Genomic DNA, 22300 nt, shown 5'->3' with positions numbered 1-22300 from the left:
TTGTGACCATGACGCGACACTTCACGCCATCTTGATCCCGGCGACGTCGCGCTCGACGACGCCCGTCGCGCGCTTCGACAGCGTGTTCACCGGCGTCGTCACCTTGTCGACCACCATGAAATGCGTCTGCCACGCGTCGCGATTGACGTCGCACACGATATAGCCGCGCTGGTCGTTCGCGAATTTGAGTTCTGGGTTCTGGCTCAGGAACACATCGGTGCCGTTGCGCTTGTCGCTGCCGTCGCCGCCCGACGAGATCGAGGTCGCGACGAATTCGGCCCCTACGACCTTGTCCTTGAGCACCAGGTCTCCGCAGAAATTCTGATGCTCGTCGCCGGTCAGGACGACATTGTTCTTGAGCCCCGCCATGCGCGACAGGATGCGCTCGCGCGGCGCTTCATAGCCTGCCCAGCTATCGAGATTGAGGATTTTCTTCGGCTCGTCGGCTTTGCGCCGCCGGTCGAGCGACATCATCGTGATCTGCTGTGCAAAGGCGTTCCATGTGGCGCCGCCCTTCGACAGATTCCGGCCGAGCCATTCTTCCTGTGCCTTGCCCAATACCTGCGCATTTTTGTCGAACACGCCCGGACAGGCGGGCTTGAACCCGTCGTCGCACGGCTGGTCGTCGCGATATTGCCGCGTGTCGAGCAATTGCATCGCCATCAGGTCGCCCCAGCGGAATTCGCGGTTCATCGCGACCATTCCGCCACGCGGCAGCAATGCTTTGCGCACCGGCATATGCTCGTACCACGCCTGCATCGCCGCCTGCTTTTTCAGCATGAAGACTTCGGGCGGCGCGGCTTCGGGGTCGTTGACGTCAAGGCCCAGCTTCCAATTGTCGATGTCCGAAACCCAGTCGTTGCGGATTTCGTGGTCATCGAAGCTCGACAGGAAAGCGTGCGTACAACGCGCCGCCTGCAGGTCGATATCGCCCAGTTGCTGCGCATAGGCATTGCGGAAATCGGTGACGTCGACGAGCGCGCGAAAGGCGTGCTTGCGCACCGGGCGCGTCGGCAGCCCGGTGTTGAACAGATAGTCCTCGCTATATTCATAGATGAAGTCGCCATAATGATAGACGAAGGCGAGGTCTTCGCGCGCGAGATGGCGATAGGCGCCGAAAAAGCCGGCCTCGAAATGCTGGCATCCGGCTACGCCGAACTTCAGTGCATCGGCCTTGGCGCCCGGCGCCGGGAGGGTGCGTGCGCGGCCGCGCAGGCTGCGCTCGCCACCGGCGGTGAAGCGGTAATAATAGGGGCGATCGGGTTGCAGACCCGCCACCTCGACATGGACGCTGTGTGCGAGTTCGGGGCGCGCCAGTTCGGTGCCCTTCGCGACGACGTCGCGGAAACCGCTGTCGCTCGATACTTCCCAGTCGACGGGGAAATTCGCCAGCGGCATCCCGCCATGGCGTTCCATCGGTTCGGGGGCGAGGCGCGTCCAGATGACGAAGCCGTCGCTCGCCGGATCGCCCGCCGCAACGCCAAGGCTGAAGGGAAATTCGCGAAAGATGCCGCCCTCGGCGCGCAGGATCGCGGGGGCGGCGAGACCGGCGAGGGTGGCCCCGGCAAGGAAATGGCGGCGATTGAACATGGCTAGGCTCCGTGGGGGCGAATCACCGCCCCTGATAGCCCAGCCATATGTTTCATCAATGACGGATGGAGGCACGGGTCAGAACCACATGCGCGCCATCCACAACGCCATCAGGACCATCATCACATTTTCGGTTAGCGAGACAAAGCCCAGCGGCACCTTGCTGCTGCCGCCGACGCAGGCGCATTTGATGTCGCGTTTCTCGATATAGACGGCCTTGAATACCGACACTGCGCCGATGCCGCCGATGAACAGCGCGAGCGGGATCGACAGCCAGGGCAGGGCATGCGCGGTCATCAGGACGCCCGCGAGCCCTTCGGCAAAGGGATAGATGCTCGCATAGGGCACCCAGCGCTTTGCGAGCAGGTCGTAATTCAGGAACATCGTCGCGAATTTGTCGACATCCTGCAGTTTCAGCAGCGCGAGAACGATCATGCTGAACGAGATGAACCATTCGGCTGCGCGGAATGTGAAGGCGCTGCCTTCGACCGCGAAGCTCGCGGCAAGCGCCATTAATGCGGTCATCGCGAAGAGCGCGATCACCGGGGTGTAGCTCGTCGCGTCGGGATCGGCGACCGGCAGCCCCAAATGGCGGCGGAGGTCGTCATGGCCGCCGACGCGAACGCCGTCGATGAAGGTCTGCGGCGTCGTCTTGACCCCATGTTCGGCTTTGAATGCGTCGACCTGTTCGCGCGTCGTCAGCCAGCGGTCGTCGACCGTGAAGCCGCGGCGTTCGAGCAGATGTTTTGCCTTGAGGCCATAGGGGCAGCTGTGCCCCGGCATGACCATGCGATGGAGGGTTGCTTGGCGTGTCATGCGCCCCATATAGCGTCCGTACCATGGTACGGAGTCAAGCGGTGCAGCTTACGATCGGGAAATTGGCCGCCGCAGGCGACGTCGGCGTCGAGACGGTGCGCTATTATCAGCGCCGCGGGCTGATCGGCACGCCTGCACGTAGCGGTGGCGACGGATGGGGCGGCGGGATTCGCCGCTATGGCGATAACGACCTTCGACGCCTGAAATTCATCCGTTCGGCGCAGGCGTCGGGCTTCACGCTCGACGAGATTTCCGAACTGCTCGCGCTCGAGGCAAGCGACGACCGCGTGCGCGTACGGACGCTGGCTCGCCAAAGGATAGACGCGCTCGACGCCAAGATAGCCCAAATGACCGAAACCCGCGCCGCCCTCGCGCGCCTCGCCGACCAGTGTGCCGCGAGCGACAAAGGGCCATGCCCGATCCTGGCGGCGTTCGAGCCATAGGGTCTGACAAATCAGTGCCGAAACGGCGGCAACCGACCGGAAGCGGACGCTCGGCCTCCTACACTTCGTCATTCCCGCGAAAGCGGGAACCCAGCGATAGGCCAGCCGACGGCCGCTCTAGGTTCCCGCTTTCGCGGGAATGACGAAGATAGGAACGACAGCTCTCAACCCCAAAGCAGACCTCGACCCTGGAAAAACCGCTGTCCTACATTATCGGACCATGCCAGCCTGCAATCCGCTCTTTGAAATCGTCGACTTTCGGCTCATCGGCTTAGAGCGACAAAGGAGACAGTTTCGAGCTGTACGTCCGTATCTTTTGTCGCCTTAAGGCCTCAAAGGCGGACGTTGTGGACGCTTGTGCGGCGCCGCCGAACTCGGATCAGCTGTGCAGGAAGTGCATCACGTCGCCGTCATGCACGACATAGGCCTTTCCTTCGGCGCGCAGCTTGCCGGCTTCACGCGCCTTCGCTTCACCGCCCAGCGCGACATAATCGTCATAGGCGATCGTCTCGGCGCGGATGAAGCCTTTCTGGAAATCGCTGTGGATTTCGCCCGCGGCTTCGGGCGCCGTCGCCCCCGTGTGAACGGTCCAGGCGCGCGCTTCCTGCGGCCCGACGGTGAAGAAGGTGATGAGGTGGAGCAGTTCGTAACCAGCGCGGATGACGCGCGCGAGACCGGTTTCGGTCAGGCCCATCTCCGACAGGAACTCCATCCGGTCGGCCATCTCCATCGTCACGAGCTCGCTCTCGATCGCCGCTGAAACGACGACCGCCTGCGCACCCTCGGACGCGGCCTTGGCAAACACCTTCTCCGAAAAGGCGTTGCCGTTCGCGGCGCTGCCTTCGTCGACGTTGCAGACGTAAAGGACCGGCTTCGAGGTCAGGAGCTGTGCGGTGCGCAGCACGCGGGCTTCCTCGTCATCCTTGGGTTCGACCAGCCGCGCGGGCTTGCCTTCGCGAAGCAGATCGAGCGCCTGCCCGAGTACCGAGGCGGCGATCTTCGCTTCCTTGTCGCCCTGTGCCGCCTTTTTGGCGAAGGCGGGGACACGCTTTTCGAGGCTTTCGAGATCGGAGAGCAGCAGCTCGGTCTCGACCGTTTCGGCGTCGGCGACCGGGTCGACCTTGTTCTCGACATGCTGGATGTCGTCATCCTCGAAACAGCGGAGGACATGGACGATCGCGTCGACCTCACGAATATTGCCGAGGAACTGGTTGCCGAGCCCTTCGCCCTTCGACGCGCCGCGCACCAGGCCGGCGATGTCGACAAAGGCGAGCTGCGTAGCGATGATCTTTTTGCTGCTCGCGATCGCGGCCAGCTTTTCAAGGCGCGCATCGGGCACCGCAACGTTGCCGATATTCGGCTCGATCGTGCAGAAGGGGTAGTTCGCCGCCTGCGCCGCCGCGGTTTCGGTCAGCGCGTTGAACAGGGTGGACTTGCCGACATTGGGCAGGCCGACGATGCCGCATTTGAAACCCATAAAAACTCCGTGAGGTTCGGCGCGCTGTTGAGTGGGCGCCGCTGTTGCAGCGCCCCTAGCGCCAAGTCGCGCCGGATGCCAGTCTTTGCCGTTGCGTGCGGTTCAGACTTGCGGCTTTATCGCAAGCGCCATGACGAAAACCCGCCTCCTCGCCGCCGGCATCGGTCTGACTCTGGCTGCGACCGCCGCGGTCGCTGCGCCGAGCCGCTTCGAGGAAGGCGTTTTCACCGAACTCAACCGCTTTCGCAGCGATCCTGCGGCCTACGCCGAATATCTGCGCGACTATCGCCCGCGTTTCCAGGGCAAGCTCCTCGTCAGCGACGACGACAGCGAGATCGACATTATGACGCGCGAAGGCGTGGCTGCGGTCGACGAGGCGATCCGCGATCTCCGCCGCGAAAAACCGCTCGTCGAACTCGAATGGAGCGATGCGCTGGCGCGCGCCGCCGCCGATCATGTCGCGGTCCAGTCGCGCTCGGGCGCTGTCGGTCACTACACCAGGGGCAGCGGCCCCGGCGAGCGGATGAAGGCGCGCGGCGGCGGGCCTTATGTGAACGAGGTCATCACCTATGGGCACCACACGCCCGAAGGCGTCGTCGACCAGCTCTTGATCGACGACGGGGTGCCCGACCGCGGCCATCGCCATAGCCTGCTGCGTCCGACGCACCGCTATGCCGGCATCGCCTGCGGCGGACATCCGGTACACCGGACGATGTGCGTGACCCTGATGTCGCAGACGCGCGACGGTTCGCCACCGCCCCCACCCGTCCGCAAACCGGCCCCGCCGCAGCGTTGAATATTTGCAACGCCGCCCGCTTTCATGGGGAAGGCGGGCGGCGTGTGCGGTCGTCAGTTGCCAACCGGCTGGTTGTCGGTCCGCCGCACGACGATCGTCGATGAACGCGGCTGCTCGCCGGCGACCGGCCAGTTGCCCGTCGGGTGCTGGATGTTGACGAAGAAGGTGCGAAGGTCGGGCGTATAGGCGAGTCCGGTGATCTCGCAGCCGAGCGGGCCGACGAGGAAACGCTTCGACTGCTTGCTCACCTGATCGACATAGAACATCGCATTGTGGCCGAACGCCTGGTCGATCGTCTTGCCCGCGACGCCCGAGTTGCCCGGAACGCTGTGATCGGTCTGCACCCACATGCGGCCCTGCGGATCGATACGGAGGCCATCGGGGCTCGAGAAGGTGTCGCCGACGATATTGCCGACGAGGTTGCTGCCGCCCGACGAGAGCGACGGGTCGCCAGCGGTCAGGAAGATTTCCCAGTTGAACTTGGTGGCCAGCGGCGAATCGCCTTCCTCACGGAACTTGATGATATGTCCGTGCAGGTTTGTGACGCGCGGGTTGGCGGCGTCGACGACGCGGCGACCGCTGTTGTTGGTGAGCGTGCAATAGACCGCCTTGTTGTCGGGTGCGACGGTCAGCCATTCGGGGCGATCCATCACTGTGCCGCCTGCGACGCGCGCCGCCGACTGGCAGTTGAGCAGCACATCGGCCTGGCTGTTGAAGTTGACGATCGTCGGCGTCGGCGGCGTCGTGCTCTGGCTGACATTGCCCGGGTCGGATGCGCCCGCGGTCAGGCCGTTCTGACCTGCAACCAGCGCACGCCATTCGCCCGTGCCATCGGCATTGAAGCGCGCGACATAGAGCGTGCCATTGTCGAGCAGATCGGTGTTCGCGGCGCGGTTCGTCGTGCTGTACGCCTGCGCCGGCACGAATTTATAGATGCAGCCCGGCGTCGTATCGTCACCCATATAGAAAGCGACGCGGTTCGCGCTGTTCGTCATATAGGCGACGTTTTCATGGTTGAAGCGGCCCATCGCGGTGCGCTTCGTCGGCTGCGCCAGTTCGCGCCGCGGATCGATCTCGACCACCCAGCCATAATCGCGCGTCGGCTGCGTCGGATCGAAATAATTGTCCATCGTTTCTTCGCAGGTCAGGTAGGTGTCCCACGGCGTGCGGCCGCTCGAACAATTGTTGAGCATTCCCTTGATGTTGGCCGACAGCTGGGCGGCGGCGGGGCCACTCGCGCGGTAGCTGCTGTTGCCGGTGTAGCGCCGGTTATAGGTCGATCCCGGCTGCACGGCCCATTTACCGTCGTTGCCCTTGGCGATCTCGACGACGCCGATGCCGACGGCCGACAGCGCGATCGCCTTCTGGTCTGCGGTTGCGGTCGCGGCATTGTAGCTGCCTGCCATCAGAATGTTGAAGTCGGGATATTCGTAATTCATCGCCAGCAGGCCGCGGTTGTTGGCGTCGACGCCCGGGAACGCGAAATATTCCATGCCGTCGTGATTGCCGCCCGCCCATTTCTCGGCGATCGCCGGGGTCGCTGGGAAGCTGCCGTTATAGGGGGCGCCCGCTTCGACCGAATCACCGGCTTTGAGCAGCACGTCGACGGTGTAACCAGCCGGAACGGTGACCGCATCGCTCTGATTCGCGGCGACTGCGGTGAAGCTGGCGGCAAAGCTGGGCGGCGGGGTCGGCGTGGGGGTCGGCGTCGGAGTCGGGGTCGGCGGAAGCGTGACGGTCGGGTCGCCGCTGGTGTCGTCGCACGCGGCGAGCGCCATCACGGGGAGAATCGACAGGCCGAACAGGCCGTTCCTGAGCAGCGTGCGGCGCGTCGGATTCTGGGCAACGATCGCTTCCAGGCTGTCGGGCCCGGGCAGTCCGTCGGCCTCGCGGCGGAATGGCGCGCGGGCTTCGTCGGTAAGATGTGACAATGCAGTTCCCCTGTTTTCGGTTGAGCCCCGGACTGGATCGTCCGGGATGAGGTGGCGCACCGATTGCAGAGGGAGGTGTCAGCTAGATGGCTTCACCAAGTCGGGGGTATGGGACTCTTGTGACGGTCTTGTTGCAGGGAACGGGGGGCGGTCGTCTGCGGCCGATTGGGAGGTCAGGTCAGCCACCGGGCAAACACACGGACGTCCTGCCGTTCCCAGCCAAGATGCTCGTAAAGGCCGGCTGCCGGATTGCCCTCGCGAAGCATCAATTCGACCTTGGGGCAGCCGCGCAGCCGGAGCCATTCGCACGACGCATCGAGCAACTGTCGCGCAATGCCCCGACCTTGATGCCCGGGCGCGACGCCAAGATAGTAAATCCACCCCCGGTGCCCGTCGAAGCCGGTCATGGCGGTGCCGAGAATATGCGCGCCGTGTTCGGCGAGGAGGATGGTCGATGCGTCATGATCGAGCGCGCGAAGAAAATCCGCGTGCGGATCGTTCCATGGGCGCGTCAGGCCACATGCTTCCCAGATCGCGATAGCCGCATCGCGGTCGGCGGCGGTCGCGGCGCGGGTCGCGATCACGCCTGCAAGCGTAGCGCGAGATCGCTTTGGAAGCGCACGTCGTCGCCGTCGGCGAGCCATTTTGCTTCGGCCGCGATCGCACCCAAAAGGTCGATCAGCGGTTCCATCTCGCTCTTGTGATAATTGCCGAGAACATGACCGGTGACGCGGTCTTTGTGGCCCGGATGGCCAATGCCGATGCGCACGCGGCGGAAATCCTCGCCGATATGCTGGATCATGCTGCGGATGCCGTTATGGCCCGCCGCCCCGCCGCCTTGCTTCACCTTGATCTTCATCGGTGTAAGGTCGAGCTCGTCGTAAAAGGCGGTGACGTCCCGCGGGGTCAATTTGTAGAAATCGAGTGCGGCGCGCACGCTGCGGCCGCTTTCGTTCATGAATGTGCCGGGTTTGAGCAGCAGGATGCGCTGCGATCCGATGCGACCTTCCTGGACCCAGCCCTGGAATTTTTTTGTGGGCGCAGGGAAACCATAAAGGTCGGCGATGACATCGACGGCCATGAAGCCGACATTGTGACGGTGCATCGCATATTGAGGCCCGGGATTTCCGAGGCCGACCCAGAGTTGCATAAGGCTGCCTTTCCCGGGTCCGGTGGAAACGCCCCTCCCGCAGCGGGGAGGGGCGGTCCGAAATGCTTAGGCTTCGCCGCCTTCGGCAGCTTCGCCTTCGTCCTTCGTCGTGTCGCCGTCGCTCGACTTGAGCGCCGACGGAGCGACGATGGTGGCGATGGTGAAGTCGCGATCGGTGATCGCGCTTTCAACGCCCTTGGGCAGGGTGACGTTGCTGATGTGGATCGAATCGCCAACGTCGAAACCGGTGACGTCGATCGTGATCTCGTCGGGGATCTTGTCCGCGTCGCAGGCGACTTCCAGCTCGTGACGCACGATGTTCAGCACGCCGCCGCGCTTCAGGCCCGGCGAGGCGTCTTCGTTCGCGAACACGACGGGAACCGCGACAGTGACCTTGGCATCCTTCGAGATGCGGAGGAAATCGGCGTGGATCGGGCGATCCTTCACCGGGTGGAAAGCGACGTCCTTGGGCAGGGTGCGGATGGTCTTGCCACCCACGTCGATCATCACGACCGAGTTCATGAAGTGACCCGTCATCAGCTGCTTCATCAGCAGCTTTTCTTCGACGTGGATCATCAGGGGTTCTTCTTTGCCGCCATAGACAACGGCGGGGACGCGGCCATTACGACGCAGGTCACGCGAGGCTCCCTTGCCTCCGCGTTCGCGCGTCTCGGCCGTCAGCGTCAGCTGATCGCTCATGTTATTTCTCCGAGAAACAGTTACACAGTTCCGCCACGCCTCCAGGGATGACCATGGACGGAAGCGGCGGCGCTTAGCGGGGAAGCCGCCGAAATGCAAGCACTGCGCGCGCTATTGCACGCGCGTGACCTTCAGCCCGTCGGCCTCGAGCATCGCGGGCACACCGTCGGAGCCGACCAGATGGCCCGCGCCGACCGCCATCAGGACCGTGCCGGGTTGGTCCAGCCGCTTTTGCACCCATGCGCTCCAGCGCCGGTTGCGGTCTGTGAGGATCGCCTTGCGCGCCGCAGGGACCGTATCGACATCCTCGTTGATGACCCGCTCCAGCGCAGCAACATCACCGCGACCCCACGCCGCGGTCAGGGCTTTCACATCCTTTACCGCCTCGTCCGATTTTTCGGCCGATCGGGTCAGCAGGGTGCGCTGCGTCGCAGGGTCGAGCGTTTCAAAGAACATCAGCTGGTCCTTGGCCGTTTCCAGGCCTCCGATCCGCTTTCCGGCATCTTTGAACCGTTCGGTCAGGCGCGCCTCTACGCCGTTGGATGAATCGAGCTCGGCCTTTTGCGCCACGCGCTGGCCCATCAGCACCATCACGGCCCAGTCGTCGAGCGCGTCGCCGCCGAAACCGCCGCCGCTTGCTTCCAGTGCCCGGTAGCTGGCGAGCGCCTGCGCGGGAAGCCGTTTCGCCATTGGCAGCGGTTCGGTTCGAGGGGCGAGCGCCTGAAACACGGCGCCGGCATTCGCCAGTTCGGCGGGCGACAATTCCATCACCAGTTCGTCCGACGCCGCGACGGCGTCCGCGACCTTGCCTCCTTCCCAGTCGGTGCTGCTCGGCAGAGCGTGCATCGCCCCCAGCATATAGATTTTGGTGTCCTCGTCGGCGATCAGCCACATTGCCGGACGCGCCTGTTGCGTCGGTTCTGTCGTGCCGCACGCGGCGAGCAGGAGCGGCAAAAGGGCCGCCGCAAAGCGGCGACCCCGATAACCGAATAGGCGAAGCATTTGCTTCAATATTCAACCCGTTTCACGGTGACGCCACGCGCTTTCAGATAATCCTGAACGCTTTTTTCACCGGCCAGATGGCCCGCGCCGACGGCAACGAACACGGTGCCCGGCTGATCCATCCGCGCTTTCAACTGATCGGCCCAGCGGGCGTTGCGATCCCAAAGCAGCGTCTTGGCGAGTTCGGGGGTGGCGGCCAGACTCTCGTTCATTGTCACTGCCAGCCCGTCGGGGTCGCCCTTGGCCCACAGCGCGACCATCTTGTCGAGCTGCGGTCCCAGCTTGTCGAGATCCCTGACCACCGAATTCAGGAAAGCGACCTGCTGTGCTTCGGGAAGCGTATCGAAAAAACCGAGCTGCTGTCCCAGCGTTTCGAGGCCCGATACGGGCTTGCCGGCTTTCTTGGCCGCGCTCGTCAACAGCTTTTCGGCGCCCTGTTCCGGATCATAGCCGAGCTTGGTGAGCGGCAGGACGGACAGGGTCATCGCGGGAAACCAGGGTTCGAACATATCGAACTGCGCCGGCGTGATGCCAAGGCTCGCCAGCGCGGCTTCATAGGCCTTGAGCTGATCGGGGTCGAGGCGCGACGAAAGCGTCTTGCCGCTCTGGTCGATCGCCAGCGGCATCATTTCCTTTGCCACGGCCGCCTGATCCTCCGGCATGACGATTTCAAGCATCAGCTCGTCGGATGTGTCGAACGCCGTCTTCACGGCCTCGTCGAACCAGCTGAGGCCGGGCTTCAGCACATGGACCGTGCCGAAGAGATAGATCGTCGTGTCCTCGTCCTTGAGAACCCATAGCGCGGGATCGGCGTCGGTCGTGGGGGCAGCCGTGGTTGTGGGCGCTGCGGGTTCGGCGGCGTGGGCGGAAAAAAGCGCGACCGGCGCCAGCGCGGCGATCGCGCAGCCTGTCGTGAGCGTCTTGAACCAGGTCTTCATTGGAGAATGCCTTTCTTGGGCGGCTTAAACATTTGTGGGGAAAGCGGAAAGGTCAGCGAAACTTCAGCCATAGATAGACGATGCAGTTTACGACCAGCGAGAAGACGAACAAAATCATCGCGTCGGCGGGAGGCGCCATGCCGGCGCGGTGGAGTACCCACCAGGCAGGCGCCGGAAAGATGAAGGCATACCATCCGGCCGTGCTGGCCCAGAGCCAGGCATGTTCCTCGTGATCGTCGATCGCGCGGTGATAGATGACCATGCTAATCGCGAGGCCGATAACCCACGCCGCCGAGGCGCCGATCGCGAAGCCGGGCGTCAGCGCGCCGCTGAAGAGTGTTGCGGCGGAGTGCGGCGTGCCGGACTGATCGGCGACCATCCAGCCGCCGACGAGCCCGCCGATCAGCCCGGCAAGCCCCAGCGAGGTCCAATAGCGCTTTTGTCGCGGGGACATACGGCGACGCGGCTTTGAAACATCGGCATCAGTCATTGTCATTTCCTTCGTGGCCGTCGTCGAAAATCTCTTCGATCGGCATGTCGAACAGGCGCGCGAGTTTGAAGGCGAGCGGCAGCGACGGGTCATATTTCCCCGTTTCGATCGCATTCACCGCCTGCCGCGAGACATCGAGCCGGTCGGCGAGTTCCGCCTGGCTCCAGTTCCGCATCGCGCGCAGCACTTTCAGCTTGTTGTTCATCGGCGCCTCGCCTGTTTTTCCATCCGAAGGATCATCATCATCCCATAGCCATCAAAAGAGCGGGAAGGGGAATAATTCAACGGTCCCTCGGATCGGTCGGATTTGGGACGAGAAGGGTGAATAGGCTTCGCAAAAACGACAGTTTAAACAAGGGACTGGAGCGCCGCCACCGGGGGGAAGGGCGCTCCAGCCCCAAGCCGCCTGCCGACACCGGATCGGTGCGGCGCGAGCGAAGCCTTTGTTCCTGTCCCTTATCGAGCGGTGCGGACCATCAGCAGCGCAAGCCGGGTGCCGCCCTGCGCCTGCGCGATCGCGCGCTGCGCCTGCGGTTCGACCTGGGTGAGGGCGGCGGACACGCATGCTGCCCGACGGCTGTTTTCCGCCGCCCCGCGGACACCATTGTCGCATATCTTCCGGGCCGCGCTCTTGAGGCGGGCGTCGAGCTTGCCGCGGTCGCCGGCGCGCGTCAGATCGAGATTGTCGATGCGAACAGCGGTCGCCGTCTCTTCAGCTTGCGCAGCGGCGGGCATCGCGATGGCGGTGAGCGAAAGGGCGAGGCTCAGCGTGCGGGTCATATCTTGTCTCCTTGGGTCGATAGGTCTTGGTCAACTCAACCTGTCCTCATGTCAGGTATGCATGACTATATGTCGCGATTCGCTGACCATGTCAACAACGCCTGACAAAAAGTTTCGAAGACCTGACTAAGTCGCGCATTTTCGCGTCGTGCCGAACGGCGGGGAGCCTTGACCATGCGCCGTCGCTGGGCCAATGCGGCGGCGATTTTTGCACCTGCGAAGGAATTGCGGCTGTGGCCGACGGGGCGGACAAGACACCACTCAGCTTTCAGGACATGATCCTGACGCTGCACAATTACTGGAGCGCGCGCGGTTGCGCGATTCTGCAGCCCTATGACATGCGCGTGGGGGCAGGGACCTTTCACCCCGCGACGACGCTGCGCAGTCTGGGGCCCGAGCCGTGGAACGTCGCCTATGTCCAGCCGAGCCGCCGGCCGACCGACGGCCGCTATGGCGAGAACCCGAACCGGCTGCAGCATTATTACCAGTATCAGGTGATATTGAAGCCGTCGCCCGCCGACCTGCAGGAACAATATCTGGGCTCGCTCGCCGCGATCGGCATCGACTCGCTGCTCCACGACATCCGTTTCGTCGAGGACGACTGGGAATCGCCGACGCTCGGCGCGTGGGGGCTGGGCTGGGAAGTCTGGTGCGACGGGATGGAAGTCACCCAGTTCACTTACTTTCAGCAGATGGGCGGCTTCGACTGCAAGCCCGTCGCGGGCGAGCTGACCTACGGCCTCGAACGCCTCGCCATGTATATCCAGAATGTCGACAATGTGTACGACCTGCGCTTCTCGGACGCGGTCGGCGACGTTCCGGCGGTCAGCTATGGCGACGTGTTTCTCGAAAATGAACGCCAATTCTCGAAATGGAATTTCGAGGTCGCCGACACCGACACTTTGTTCGCGGGGTTCAAGGCCGCCGAAGAAGAGTGCAAACGCGCGATTGCCGCGAACGTGCCGCTCGCCGCCTATGACCAGGCGATCGAGGCAAGCCATTTGTTCAACCTGCTCCAGGCGCGCGGCGTGATCAGCGTGCAGGAACGCGCCAACTATATGGCGCGGGTCCGTGACCTCGCGAAGGGCAGCTGCAAGGCGTGGATCGACAGCCAGTCCGACCGCTGGACCGAAAAATATCCGGGGTGGACACTGTGACCGATTTTCTTCTCGAACTGCGCAGCGAGGAAATCCCGGCGCGGATGCAGGCCGGCGCGCGCGCCGAACTCGATAAACTGTTCCGCGCGCAACTGAGCGCCGCGGGTCTCGAAGCGGACGACCTCACCATCTGGTCGACGCCGCGCCGCCTCGCGCTGATCGCGAAAGGCCTTCCGCAAGCGACCGCCGCGGTCAGCGAGGAACTCAAAGGCCCGCGCAGCAGCGCGCCGCCGCAGGCGCTCGAAGGCTTCCTTCGCAAGACCGGGTTGATGCAGGATCAGCTCGAAGACCGCGACGGCGTGTATTTCGCCGTGATCGACAAGCCCGGCCGGGCAACCGCCGAGGTGCTGGCCGAGGTGATCCCCGCGATCGTCCGCGCCTTCGCCTGGCCCAAGTCGATGCGCTGGGGCAAGGCCAGCGCAAGCAGCGAAAGCCTGCGCTGGGTGCGCCCGCTGTCGGGCATCGTCGCGATCTTCGGCGAAGAGCTCATTCAGTGTGAAGTTAGCGGGATTTCCGCCGGTTTCACGACGCGCGGCCACCGCTTCCACTGCCCGGGCGAGATCACGATCGGCTCGGCATCGGACTATGCCGAGAAGCTCCGCGCCTGCCACGTCATCGTCGACCATGAGGAACGTCAGGCTATCATCCGCGACGGCGCCGCCAAGGCCGCGGCCGACGCAGGCCTGGCGCTCGTCGAGGACGAGGGGCTGGTGATCGAGAATGCCGGCCTCACCGAATGGCCGGTGCCGCTGCTCGGCCGTTTCGACACCGCCTTCCTCGAAGTACCGCCTGAGGTCATCCAGCTCACCGCGCGCGTGAACCAGAAATATTTCGTCGTGAACGGCGAGGGCGGCAAGCTCGCCAACGGCTTCGTCTGCACCGCGAACATCGATGCGGTCGACGGCGGCGCCGAGATCGTCGCGGGCAACCGCAAGGTGCTGGCGGCGCGGCTTTCGGATGCGCGTTTCTTCTGGGAGCAGGACCAGAAAAAGACGCTCGCGCAGCACGCGGAAAAGCTCGCGAACATCACCTTCCACGAAAAGCTCGGCACCGTCGCCGACAAGGTCGAGCGCGTCGCGAAGCTCGCCGAATGGCTGGCGAGCGAAGGTATCGTCCCGAATTGCGACCCCGCGCTCGCGCGGCAGGCGGCGGAGCTGGCGAAGGCCGACCTCGTCACCGAAATGGTCGGCGAATTCCCCGAACTGCAGGGCCTGATGGGCGGCTATTACGCCCGCGCCGAAGGTCTGCCCGATGCGGTCGCCGACGCGATCCGCGATCATTACAAGCCGGTCGGGCAGGGCGACGATGTCCCGACTGCGCCGGTGACGGTGGCAGTGGCACTGGCAGACAAGCTGGATACACTCCGTAGCTTCTTCGCGATCAACGAAAAACCGACGGGTTCCAAGGACCCCTTTGCGCTGCGCCGAGCTGCGCTTGGAGTCATCCGCACCCTGACGGAGAATGGTCTGCGTTTTGCCGTAGCAGAGGGAGATCTGCTCGACTTCTTCGCTGACCGCCTCAAGGTCCAGCAGCGCGAAGCCGGCGTCCGTCACGACCTGATCGACGCCGTGTTCGCGCTCGGCGGCGAGGACGACCTCGTTCGCCTGCTCGCCCGCGTGAAGGCATTGCAAGCCTTCATGGGGACCGAGGATGGCGCCAATCTGCTTGCGGGCTACAAGCGCGCGGCGAATATCCTGAAGCAGGCGGGCGAGGTGAGCGGCAGCGACGCCGCGACGCCTCCGACCGATGCCGACGCCAAGCTACTCGCCGCGCTCGATGCGGCCGAACCCGCGGCCTCTGCCGCCGTTGCCGAAGAACGCTTCACCGATGCGATGGCCGCGCTTGCCAGCCTGCGCGCGCCAATTGACGGCTTTTTCGACGGCGTGATGGTCAACGATCCCGACGAAATGATCCGCGCCTGGCGCCTCGGCCTGCTCGCCCGATTTACCGGCGCGGTGCATGGCGTCGCCGATTTCTCGAAGATCGAGGGCTGACGTTACGGCAGCTTTGCAGCGAACGAAGTAAAACTGAATCGACGATAACAACTCTCCACCCTATCCAGCCGCAACCTCCTCCCCGGGGCAGCAGGAGCATATGATGACGAAGATGGTGCATTTGTTCGGCGGCGCGGCCACGACGGCCGAGCGCTCGAAGGAATTGCTGGGCGGCAAGGGGTCGAACCTTGCCGAAATGGCCTCGATCGGCCTGCCGGTGCCCCCGGGCTTTACGATCACCACCGACGTCTGCACCGCTTATTACGCCAATGGCGAACAGTTCCCGGCCGGGCTGGTCGACGATGTCGCCGCGGGCATCGCGCATATCGAGGGGATTACCGGCAAGACATTCGGCGACGCCGCCGATCCGCTGCTCGTCTCGGTCCGTTCGGGCGCGCGCGTCTCGATGCCCGGGATGATGGACACCGTCCTCAACCTCGGGCTCAACGACCAGACCGTCGTCGGCCTGTCCGAAGCGTCGGGCGACCCGCGTTTCGCGTGGGACAGCTATCGCCGCTTCGTCCAGATGTACGCCGATGTCGTGATGGGCCTCGACCACGCCGAGTTTGAAGAGGCGTTGGAAATCGCCAAGGAAGACAAAGGTTTCTATCTTGATACCGAGATGTCGGCCGAAGACTGGCAGGCGCTGGTCAAGGAATATCAGGCGATCGTCGAGCGCGAGACCGGCGCGCCCTTCCCGCAGGAGCCGGGCGACCAGCTTTGGGGCGCGGTCGGCGCCGTGTTCGCGAGCTGGGAAAGCGACCGTGCGAAAGTCTATCGGCGGCTGAACTCGATCCCCGGCGAATGGGGCACCGCGGTCAATGTGCAGGCGATGGTGTTCGGCAATATGGGCGACACCTCGGCCACGGGCGTGGCGTTCACGCGCGATCCCGCGACCGGCGAGCGCGCATGGTACGGTGAATGGCTGATCAATGCGCAGGGTGAAGATGTCGTCGCCGGCATTCGGACCCCGCAATATCTCACCAAGATTGCACGCGAAAAGGCGGGCGCCAAGCCGGCGTCGATGGAAGAGGCGATGCCCGAGACGTTCACAGAACTCGGCCGCGTCTTCGACACGCTCGAAACCCATTATCGCGACATGCAGGACATCGAGTTCACCGTCGAACGCGGGACGCTCTGGATGCTCCAGACACGCAGCGGCAAGCGCACTGCGAAAGCGGCGCTCAAGATCGCCGTCGATATGGCGGCGGAAGGGCTTATTTCCGAAGAGGAAGCCGTCGGCCGTGTCGATCCGGGCGCACTCGACCAGCTTCTCCACCCGACGCTCGATCCGAAGGCGCCGCGCGACGTGCTGACCAAGGGGCTGCCCGCCAGCCCCGGCGCGGCATCGGGCAAGATCATGTTCGATGCCGACAGCGCCGAAAAAGCGGCAGCGATGGGCGAAGCGGTGATCCTGGTTCGCGTCGAGACCTCGCCCGAAGATATCCACGGTATGCACGCCGCAAAGGGCATCCTGACCGCGCGCGGCGGGATGACGAGCCACGCGGCAGTCGTCGCGCGCGGCATGGGGCGTCCCTGTGTCTCGGGCGCGGGCGGCCTTTCGATCGACGGCAGCGCGCGCGTGCTGCGCGTTGGCGGGCGTGAACTCCGCGAAGGCGACATATTGACGCTCGACGGTTCGACCGGCGAAGTGATGGCGGGCGAGGTTCCGACCTTGCTGCCCGAACTCGTTGGTGACTTCGGTACGCTGATGGGCTGGGCCGACAAGGTGCGCCGCATGAAGGTGCGTACCAACGCCGAAACCCCCCAGGATGCGCAGGTCGCGCGTGACTTCGGTGCTGAGGGTATCGGGCTCTGCCGCACCGAACATATGTTCTTCGACGCCGCGCGCATCACCGCGGTGCGCGAGATGATCCTTGCCGACAGCGAGGACGGCCGCCGCGCCGCGCTTGCCAAGCTGCTCCCCGAACAGCGCGGCGATTTTGCCGCGATCTTCGGTGTGATGGCCGGGCTTCCCGTCACCATCCGCCTGCTCGATCCGCCGCTGCATGAATTTCTGCCGACGCGCGAGGAGGATTTCGCCGATGTCGCCGCCGCCGCGGGCGTCGGGATCGAGGCGCTGAAGGCGCGCGCGAACGAGCTTCACGAATTCAACCCGATGCTCGGCCATCGCGGTTGCCGCCTCGGCGTCACCTATCCCGAAATCTATGAGATGCAGGCGCGTGCGATCTTCGAGGCCGCGTGCGACGTTGCTGCCGAAACCGGCGCGGCGCCGATTCCCGAGGTGATGATCCCGCTCGTCGCGACGCGGCGCGAGTTCGACCTGATGAAGGCGGTCGTCGATGCGCAAGCGAAGGCGGTGTTCGCCGAAAAGGGTCGCGAGATCGCCTATCTCGTCGGCACGATGATCGAACTGCCACGCGCCGCGCTGATGGCGGGCGAAATTGCCGAAACCGCCGAATTTTTCAGCTTCGGCACCAACGACCTCACCCAGACGACGATCGGGATCAGCCGCGACGATGCCGGCCGCTTCCTGACGCAATATGTCGACAAGGGAATCTTCCTGACCGACCCGTTCGTCAGCCTCGATGTCGAGGGCGTGGGGCAATTGATCGAGATCGCGGCGGATCGCGGGCGGGGGACGCGTCCTGACGTCAAGCTCGGCATCTGCGGCGAGCATGGGGGCGACGCGCCGAGCATTCACTTCTGTGAGAAAACCGGCCTCGACTATGTCAGCGCCTCGCCCTACCGTGTGCCGATCGCACGCTTGGCGGCAGCTCAGGCGGCGTTGAAGAGGGGATAGGGCGCGATGAAGAGCTGGCACCGCTATGCGATCACTCTGGTGGGCGGATTGGCGGTGGGGCTCGGCGGCGCTTGGGCGCTGACCAATGGAGGGCTAGGCGACGGCGGGATCCGGAACGGCCCGTGGACGACTTCGCTCGGCTACGGCACCAAGGCGACCGACCCGCTGACGCGCGCGATGGTTGCGCGCTCCGGCCTGCTCGCGCTGCCCGCGAAGGAAACCATCTACTGGATGGCGAAAAGCGATGCCGCCGGGGCACCGCTCGACGGCAATTGCCGTTACAGCCTGTCGGGTAAGCCGCTCGACGCGCGCTGGTGGAGCGTGACGGTCTATGACGACAAGGGCTATCTCGTCGATAATCCGGGCCGCATATGGTCGGTCAACGGCGCCAATGTCGCGCTCGATGCCAAGGGTGAGTGGCGCGTCACGATATCGCCCGACAAGCCCGCGGGCGCCGCGTGGCTACCCGGTATAAAGGGACGTCCGTTTCAGTTGACGCTGCGCATGTATAATCCCGGCAAGGCGTTCCGCGCCGATCCGGCGAAGGCTGCGCTACCGCTCTTCGTGAAGGAGGGTTGCTGAGATGCGCACTTGGCTCGGTCCCGCAATTTTCGGCTTGATCGTCGCCGCGGCGACGGCATGGGCCGTGATCGCTTATCTTCCCTATGGATTGATGAACGTCGCGATGGACCGGTTGGGGCAGGGCGGGATCAACGCGATGTCCTACGGCAATCTCGCCACGCCCGAGCGTCAGCCCGTTGTGCGGCCCAGTCCCGACCTTGCCTATTCAAGCTGTCCCTATGATTTGGCGAACGGGCCGGTTGCCATAGATGTCGCACCGGTGCCGGGGCGCTACAGTTCGCTCAGCCTGTTCGACGCGGCGACCGACGTCATTTTTGTCCGCAACGATGTCGAGGCAGGCGGGAAGCCCTATCGAATCATCGTTGCGCGCGACGGGCAGGCTGTCCCTGCGGGCGCCGAAATCGTCCGCACGAATCACGATCGCGGGATCGCGCTGATCCGTCTTCTGCTGAAAGACCCCACGGAAATCGGTGCCCTCGATGCAGTCCGGCGCCAATCGTCGTGCCGGACGGTCACAAATCCGAAATAGGGGGTTGCGCCCCCGCCAAACGGGTCTTAAAGGCGCCTCTCCACGCACCCGTAGCTCAGCTGGATAGAGCATCAGACTACGAATCTGAGGGTCGGACGTTCGAATCGTTCCGGGTGCGCCATTTCCTTCCTCCCCTGATTTGAGAGGTGGGAGTGAAGGGTTTCTCTCACATCGACAATCGATTGAGCAGGCGCAAGCCGCTCGCTTGTTTCGGACACGGCCGGCTTGCATGTCGCCACGTCCGGGACGCGCGGCGACATGCGTGGGCCAAAGCTCGCGCTACATTTTGAAGCTGGCGCGAACGTAATAATAGCGACCGGGAAGATCGTAAGCGGTCGGATCGAAATTGTTGAGGTCGCAGCTGATGCAGCCCGGCGCCTTGACGTTGAACAGATTGTTCACGCCCAGCGCAAAACCGAACGCATCGGGCTCGTCCTCCGGAAACCAGCGCAGCTGGAAATCGGTATAGAAGCGCGCTTTCATCCGGTTGTCGTCGGCAAGGGGCTCGCGGATTGCCGAGACGTAACGGCCGGTCAGCGTCGCGCCGATCGATTTGCCGTCCCAGTCGAGGATGCCGACCGACTTCCATTTGGGGAAGGTCTGGCTGGGGCTGCCCTGCTCGGTTCCCTCGCGGCTGACGACGAGGCGGCCATCCGCGGTCGGCACGATCACATCATATTTCGTCAGGATCGTGTTGTTCCAGGTAAAGCCGAACCGGCCGGCCGAGGTCTCCTGCGTCCGGTACGTCAGATTGAGGTCGATGCCCTTGGTCCGGATCCCGGCGATATTCTGGAGCAGCCCCTCGACAAAGGTAAGCTGGCCGCCCGGTGCGCGGGTGACGAGTGCGCAGGCGTCTGCATCGGCCTGACCCACGCACTGCGCCAGCGTGATTTCGGCATTCACCGCCTGGATCGCACCCTTGATCTTGATGTCGTAATAATTGGCCTCGAGCGACAGGCCGGGGACAAAGCCCGGACTATAGACGCCGCCGAAGATCCAGCTACGCGAGCTTTCGGGGGCGAGGTCCTGATTGCCGCCGACGAGTACCGAGATCTGGGGATTGGCCTGAGCATAGCCCGCCGCGGGAACGCCTTGCGCGATGCAATTGGCGCGCACGGTCGTATTGTTGTTCCAGTTTTGCCCTGCGGTGGTCGAGGTCGAGCAGGGATCGTTGATCGACTGGTCGAAGCGCGACTGGGTGCCGAACAATTCACCGATCGACGGTGCGCGGAAGCCTTCGGCATAAGACGCGCGGAGACGGATATCCTGCACCGGCTTCCAGTTGACGCCGCCTTTCAGCGTCGTCGTCGAACCCGAAGTCGAATAATCCGACCAGCGCACCGCGCCGGTCAGTTCGAGCAGGTCGAAGAAGGGCGTATCGGCGAGGATCGGTGCGCTGAGTTCGGCATAGGCTTCCTTGACATTATAGCTGCCGCGTGTCGGCAGCGCCGGAATGTCCGAGCTGAAGCCCGCCGCGACGATCGGGTCTGGGTCGAAGCTGCCTTTCAGCTTGCGATATTCGACCCCGATCGCGACCCCGAGCGGCCCGCCCGGCAGGTCGAACAGGCTGCCGGTGACATTGGCCGAGGCACTGAACGTCGACTGGCGGCTGCGGTCGCGCTGATTGAACATCACATAGTCGAGCATCGGCTGGGTGATCGACCCGACCCCGCCGAAGATGTTGAACGGTACGCATTCGCCGGTGCAGTCGGCGACCGGGCCGAGCGCGCGGCGCAGGCGATCCGAATTGATATTGCCATACATCGTCTGCTTCGCCTTGTTCCGGCCATAGGCGGCATTGACGTCCCAATACCATTTGCCGCCGCCGACATCGAAGCTGCCGTCGAGCGTCGCAACGCCGTAGATCGTGGTCACCGTCTGGTTGAACCGGCGCGGGCCGCCCTCGACGAAGCGGCGATAGACGAAATCGGTGTTGCTCGCATCGAGCGTCACGCCGAACGGGTTGAACGGGTTGGTCGCATCGACGGTGATCGCGTCGAGCACCGGCGTCAGCCCTGCGGCAACGCCGAAGCCGAAGGGCAGGGGCGCGGCCTGGTTCTTCGACTTGCGCTGGTTCCAGATCCCGCGGACCGAAAAATTGATGCTGTCGCCGAGTTCCTGCCGTGCGTTGACGAAGGCGCCATAACGTTCGACCGGAATCTGCAGATAGTTGAATGGGCCGAAATTGAAGCGGTCGGCGTCGCCAAACGCCTTGAAATCGCTCGCCGGATCGGTTGGATTGCCGGGATTATAGACCGGTGTGCGGCCGATCACCGGACCGCGCAGCGTCAGGTCGTTGCCGAACACCGCGAACCGGCCAAGCGGGACAAAGCCCGAGCAGCCGCCGTCGAGGCAGGTGTCCGAATAGGGGGCAGGGAAGCGCGAGATTGCGCGGCTGCCCGCGAGAACCCCGTCTTGCTCGACATAGTTGGCGCCGACGACGATCTGCGTCGGGCCTCGACCGTTGCCCCAGCTGACCTGCGCGCTTTTGGTGAAGCCGTCGCCCTGGCCATAGCCACCAACCTGCGCGCTGGCGCGGAGGCCCTCTTGGCTGCGCTTGGTGATGATGTTGACGACCCCCGCGATCGCGTCGGAACCATAAATCGCCGAGGCGCCGTCCTGCAGCACTTCGATCCGCTCGATCGCGCTTTCGGGGATCGAGTTGAGGTCGGTGGAGCCGGGTACGCCGCTTGCCGACGCGCCGTTCACATAACGGATGCCGTCGACGAGAACGAGCACGCGGCGCGAGCCCAGATATCGGAGGTCGATTTCGGCCGCGCCCGCGCCGACGCCGCCGCCGTCGGGCGGGTTGCCGAGGTTGCCGCTGTTGTTGAACTTGCTGTTGAGCCCGCCGCCCGAACTCGGAAGGCGCTGGAGGACGTCGTTGACCGAATTGAGGCCGGTTTTCGCAATATCTTCCTGACCGATATGCGCGATGGGCGCGTCTTGGTCGAGCGGGTCGCGGCGGATGCGCGATCCGGTAACGACGATGGTTTCGCCGGACGTTTCCGCAGCGCTATCCTGCGGGATTTGCGCCGATTGCTGCGCGTTGCCGGGTGAAGCCCCCACCATAGCCGCCGCGATCGCGATGCCGGCCGTCCCTGACCGGGCAAAAATCTCGAATTTGGTCATGATCCTCTCCTCCTGTTATTTTTCAGGCAT

Annotated in this window: 20 protein-coding genes and 1 tRNA gene; 8 read left to right on the top strand and 13 right to left on the bottom strand. The window is 64.1% G+C overall.

The features are described from left to right. Positions 1–21: 21 nt before the first annotated feature. Positions 22–1590: an alkaline phosphatase D family protein gene (locus BLW56_RS01125; RefSeq protein ID WP_093508844.1), complete on the bottom strand. Its 1569-nt coding sequence runs from the start codon at positions 1588–1590 to the stop codon at positions 22–24. A 78-nt stretch (positions 1591–1668) separates the two neighbouring features. After that, positions 1669–2406 (bottom strand): glutaredoxin family protein, encoded by a 738-nt coding sequence (locus BLW56_RS01120; RefSeq protein ID WP_093510718.1) that lies wholly within the window; start codon positions 2404–2406, stop codon positions 1669–1671. 41 nt (positions 2407–2447) lie between these two features. On the opposite strand from BLW56_RS01120, the gene BLW56_RS01115 reads away from it, so the two are divergent. Further along, the gene (locus BLW56_RS01115) at positions 2448–2849 is read left to right on the top strand and encodes a MerR family transcriptional regulator (RefSeq protein ID WP_093508843.1); all 402 of its coding nucleotides are present in this window, start codon (positions 2448–2450) and stop codon (positions 2847–2849) included. A 379-nt stretch (positions 2850–3228) separates the two neighbouring features. Here BLW56_RS01115 and ychF read toward each other — a convergent pair whose 3' ends face one another. Continuing rightward, the gene (gene ychF, locus BLW56_RS01110) at positions 3229–4326 is read right to left on the bottom strand and encodes a redox-regulated ATPase YchF (protein ID WP_093508842.1); all 1098 of its coding nucleotides are present in this window, start codon (positions 4324–4326) and stop codon (positions 3229–3231) included. 130 nt (positions 4327–4456) lie between these two features. On the opposite strand from ychF, the gene BLW56_RS01105 reads away from it, so the two are divergent. Beyond that, positions 4457–5122 carry a CAP domain-containing protein gene (locus BLW56_RS01105; protein ID WP_093508841.1) on the top strand — a complete coding sequence of 222 codons (666 nt, stop codon included), beginning with the start codon at positions 4457–4459 and terminating at the stop codon, positions 5120–5122. A gap of 53 nt (positions 5123–5175) precedes the next feature. On the opposite strand, the gene BLW56_RS01100 is transcribed toward BLW56_RS01105, so the two are convergent. The 9 genes from BLW56_RS01100 to BLW56_RS01060 all read right to left on the bottom strand — a co-directional run bounded on the left by BLW56_RS01100 (position 5176) and on the right by BLW56_RS01060 (position 12112). Next, a complete protein-coding gene (locus BLW56_RS01100; protein ID WP_093508840.1) occupies positions 5176–7053 on the bottom strand; it encodes a PhoX family protein in 1878 nt (625 codons plus the stop codon). A 173-nt stretch (positions 7054–7226) separates the two neighbouring features. Beyond that, positions 7227–7637, bottom strand: coding sequence for a GNAT family acetyltransferase (locus BLW56_RS01095; protein ID WP_093508839.1), 411 nt, complete (start codon positions 7635–7637; stop codon positions 7227–7229). Further along, complete coding sequence (gene pth, locus BLW56_RS01090) at positions 7634–8203, bottom strand: aminoacyl-tRNA hydrolase (protein WP_093508838.1); 570 nt, start codon at positions 8201–8203, stop codon at positions 7634–7636. The genes BLW56_RS01095 and pth overlap by 4 nt, the downstream gene beginning before the upstream one ends. 66 nt (positions 8204–8269) lie before the next feature. Further along, the gene (locus BLW56_RS01085; RefSeq protein WP_093508837.1) at positions 8270–8902 is read right to left on the bottom strand and encodes a 50S ribosomal protein L25/general stress protein Ctc; all 633 of its coding nucleotides are present in this window, start codon (positions 8900–8902) and stop codon (positions 8270–8272) included. Positions 8903–9013: 111 nt separating this feature from the next. Continuing rightward, positions 9014–9904 (bottom strand): TraB/GumN family protein, encoded by an 891-nt coding sequence (locus BLW56_RS01080; protein WP_093508836.1) that lies wholly within the window; start codon positions 9902–9904, stop codon positions 9014–9016. 5 nt (positions 9905–9909) lie between these two features. Next, a complete protein-coding gene (locus BLW56_RS01075; protein ID WP_093508835.1) occupies positions 9910–10842 on the bottom strand; it encodes a TraB/GumN family protein in 933 nt (310 codons plus the stop codon). A gap of 52 nt (positions 10843–10894) precedes the next feature. Continuing rightward, entirely contained in the window at positions 10895–11332 is a 438-nt protein-coding gene (locus tag BLW56_RS01070) for a hypothetical protein (RefSeq protein ID WP_093508834.1), read from the bottom strand. Continuing rightward, complete coding sequence (locus tag BLW56_RS01065; protein WP_062181488.1) at positions 11325–11537, bottom strand: helix-turn-helix transcriptional regulator; 213 nt, start codon at positions 11535–11537, stop codon at positions 11325–11327. Before BLW56_RS01065 ends, BLW56_RS01070 begins: the two co-directional genes overlap by 8 nt. 251 nt (positions 11538–11788) lie before the next feature. Then, entirely contained in the window at positions 11789–12112 is a 324-nt protein-coding gene (locus tag BLW56_RS01060; protein ID WP_093508833.1) for a UrcA family protein, read from the bottom strand. A gap of 275 nt (positions 12113–12387) precedes the next feature. On the opposite strand from BLW56_RS01060, the gene BLW56_RS01055 reads away from it, so the two are divergent. From BLW56_RS01055 to BLW56_RS01030, 6 genes are all read left to right on the top strand, one after another. Then, on the top strand, positions 12388–13269 hold the full coding sequence (locus tag BLW56_RS01055) for a glycine--tRNA ligase subunit alpha (RefSeq protein ID WP_177175928.1): 882 nt from the start codon (positions 12388–12390) through the stop codon (positions 13267–13269). Beyond that, positions 13266–15263 (top strand): glycine--tRNA ligase subunit beta, encoded by a 1998-nt coding sequence (gene glyS, locus BLW56_RS01050; RefSeq protein ID WP_093508831.1) that lies wholly within the window; start codon positions 13266–13268, stop codon positions 15261–15263. The genes BLW56_RS01055 and glyS overlap by 4 nt, the downstream gene beginning before the upstream one ends. Before the next feature lie 103 nt (positions 15264–15366). Continuing rightward, on the top strand, positions 15367–18027 hold the full coding sequence (gene ppdK, locus BLW56_RS01045) for a pyruvate, phosphate dikinase (protein WP_093508830.1): 2661 nt from the start codon (positions 15367–15369) through the stop codon (positions 18025–18027). A 6-nt stretch (positions 18028–18033) separates the two neighbouring features. Further along, the gene (locus tag BLW56_RS01040; protein WP_093508829.1) at positions 18034–18609 is read left to right on the top strand and encodes a DUF1214 domain-containing protein; all 576 of its coding nucleotides are present in this window, start codon (positions 18034–18036) and stop codon (positions 18607–18609) included. 1 nt (position 18610) lies between these two features. Further along, positions 18611–19138, top strand: coding sequence for a DUF1254 domain-containing protein (locus tag BLW56_RS01035; RefSeq protein WP_093508828.1), 528 nt, complete (start codon positions 18611–18613; stop codon positions 19136–19138). A gap of 44 nt (positions 19139–19182) precedes the next feature. Then, positions 19183–19259: transfer RNA gene (locus BLW56_RS01030), tRNA-Arg, on the top strand. A 158-nt stretch (positions 19260–19417) separates the two neighbouring features. Here BLW56_RS01030 and BLW56_RS01025 read toward each other — a convergent pair. Further along, entirely contained in the window at positions 19418–22270 is a 2853-nt protein-coding gene (locus BLW56_RS01025; protein ID WP_093508827.1) for a TonB-dependent receptor, read from the bottom strand. Between the last annotated feature and the right edge of the window lie 30 nt (positions 22271–22300).

This window comes from Sphingopyxis sp. YR583 (genome assembly GCF_900108295.1).
GTDB lineage: Bacteria > Pseudomonadota > Alphaproteobacteria > Sphingomonadales > Sphingomonadaceae > Sphingopyxis.
The sequence above is the reverse complement of the archived record's forward strand: the minus strand, read 5'-3'. Positions and strand labels throughout refer to the sequence as shown.

Coding starts and splice junctions, on each gene's coding strand:
- BLW56_RS01125 (WP_093508844.1), bottom strand. CDS start 1,590: ATGTTCAATCGCCGCCATTTCCTTGCCGGGGCCACCCTCGCCGGTCTC.
- BLW56_RS01120 (WP_093510718.1), bottom strand. CDS start 2,406: ATGACACGCCAAGCAACCCTCCATCGCATGGTCATGCCGGGGCACAGC.
- ychF (WP_093508842.1), bottom strand. CDS start 4,326: ATGGGTTTCAAATGCGGCATCGTCGGCCTGCCCAATGTCGGCAAGTCC.
- BLW56_RS01105 (WP_093508841.1), top strand. CDS start 4,457: ATGACGAAAACCCGCCTCCTCGCCGCCGGCATCGGTCTGACTCTGGCT.
- pth (WP_093508838.1), bottom strand. CDS start 8,203: ATGCAACTCTGGGTCGGCCTCGGAAATCCCGGGCCTCAATATGCGATG.
- BLW56_RS01085 (WP_093508837.1), bottom strand. CDS start 8,902: ATGAGCGATCAGCTGACGCTGACGGCCGAGACGCGCGAACGCGGAGGC.
- BLW56_RS01080 (WP_093508836.1), bottom strand. CDS start 9,904: ATGCTTCGCCTATTCGGTTATCGGGGTCGCCGCTTTGCGGCGGCCCTT.
- BLW56_RS01075 (WP_093508835.1), bottom strand. CDS start 10,842: ATGAAGACCTGGTTCAAGACGCTCACGACAGGCTGCGCGATCGCCGCG.
- BLW56_RS01070 (WP_093508834.1), bottom strand. CDS start 11,332: ATGACTGATGCCGATGTTTCAAAGCCGCGTCGCCGTATGTCCCCGCGA.
- BLW56_RS01065 (WP_062181488.1), bottom strand. CDS start 11,537: ATGAACAACAAGCTGAAAGTGCTGCGCGCGATGCGGAACTGGAGCCAG.
- BLW56_RS01060 (WP_093508833.1), bottom strand. CDS start 12,112: ATGACCCGCACGCTGAGCCTCGCCCTTTCGCTCACCGCCATCGCGATG.
- BLW56_RS01055 (WP_177175928.1), top strand. CDS start 12,388: ATGATCCTGACGCTGCACAATTACTGGAGCGCGCGCGGTTGCGCGATT.
- ppdK (WP_093508830.1), top strand. CDS start 15,367: ATGACGAAGATGGTGCATTTGTTCGGCGGCGCGGCCACGACGGCCGAG.
- BLW56_RS01040 (WP_093508829.1), top strand. CDS start 18,034: ATGAAGAGCTGGCACCGCTATGCGATCACTCTGGTGGGCGGATTGGCG.
- BLW56_RS01035 (WP_093508828.1), top strand. CDS start 18,611: ATGCGCACTTGGCTCGGTCCCGCAATTTTCGGCTTGATCGTCGCCGCG.
- BLW56_RS01025 (WP_093508827.1), bottom strand. CDS start 22,270: ATGACCAAATTCGAGATTTTTGCCCGGTCAGGGACGGCCGGCATCGCG.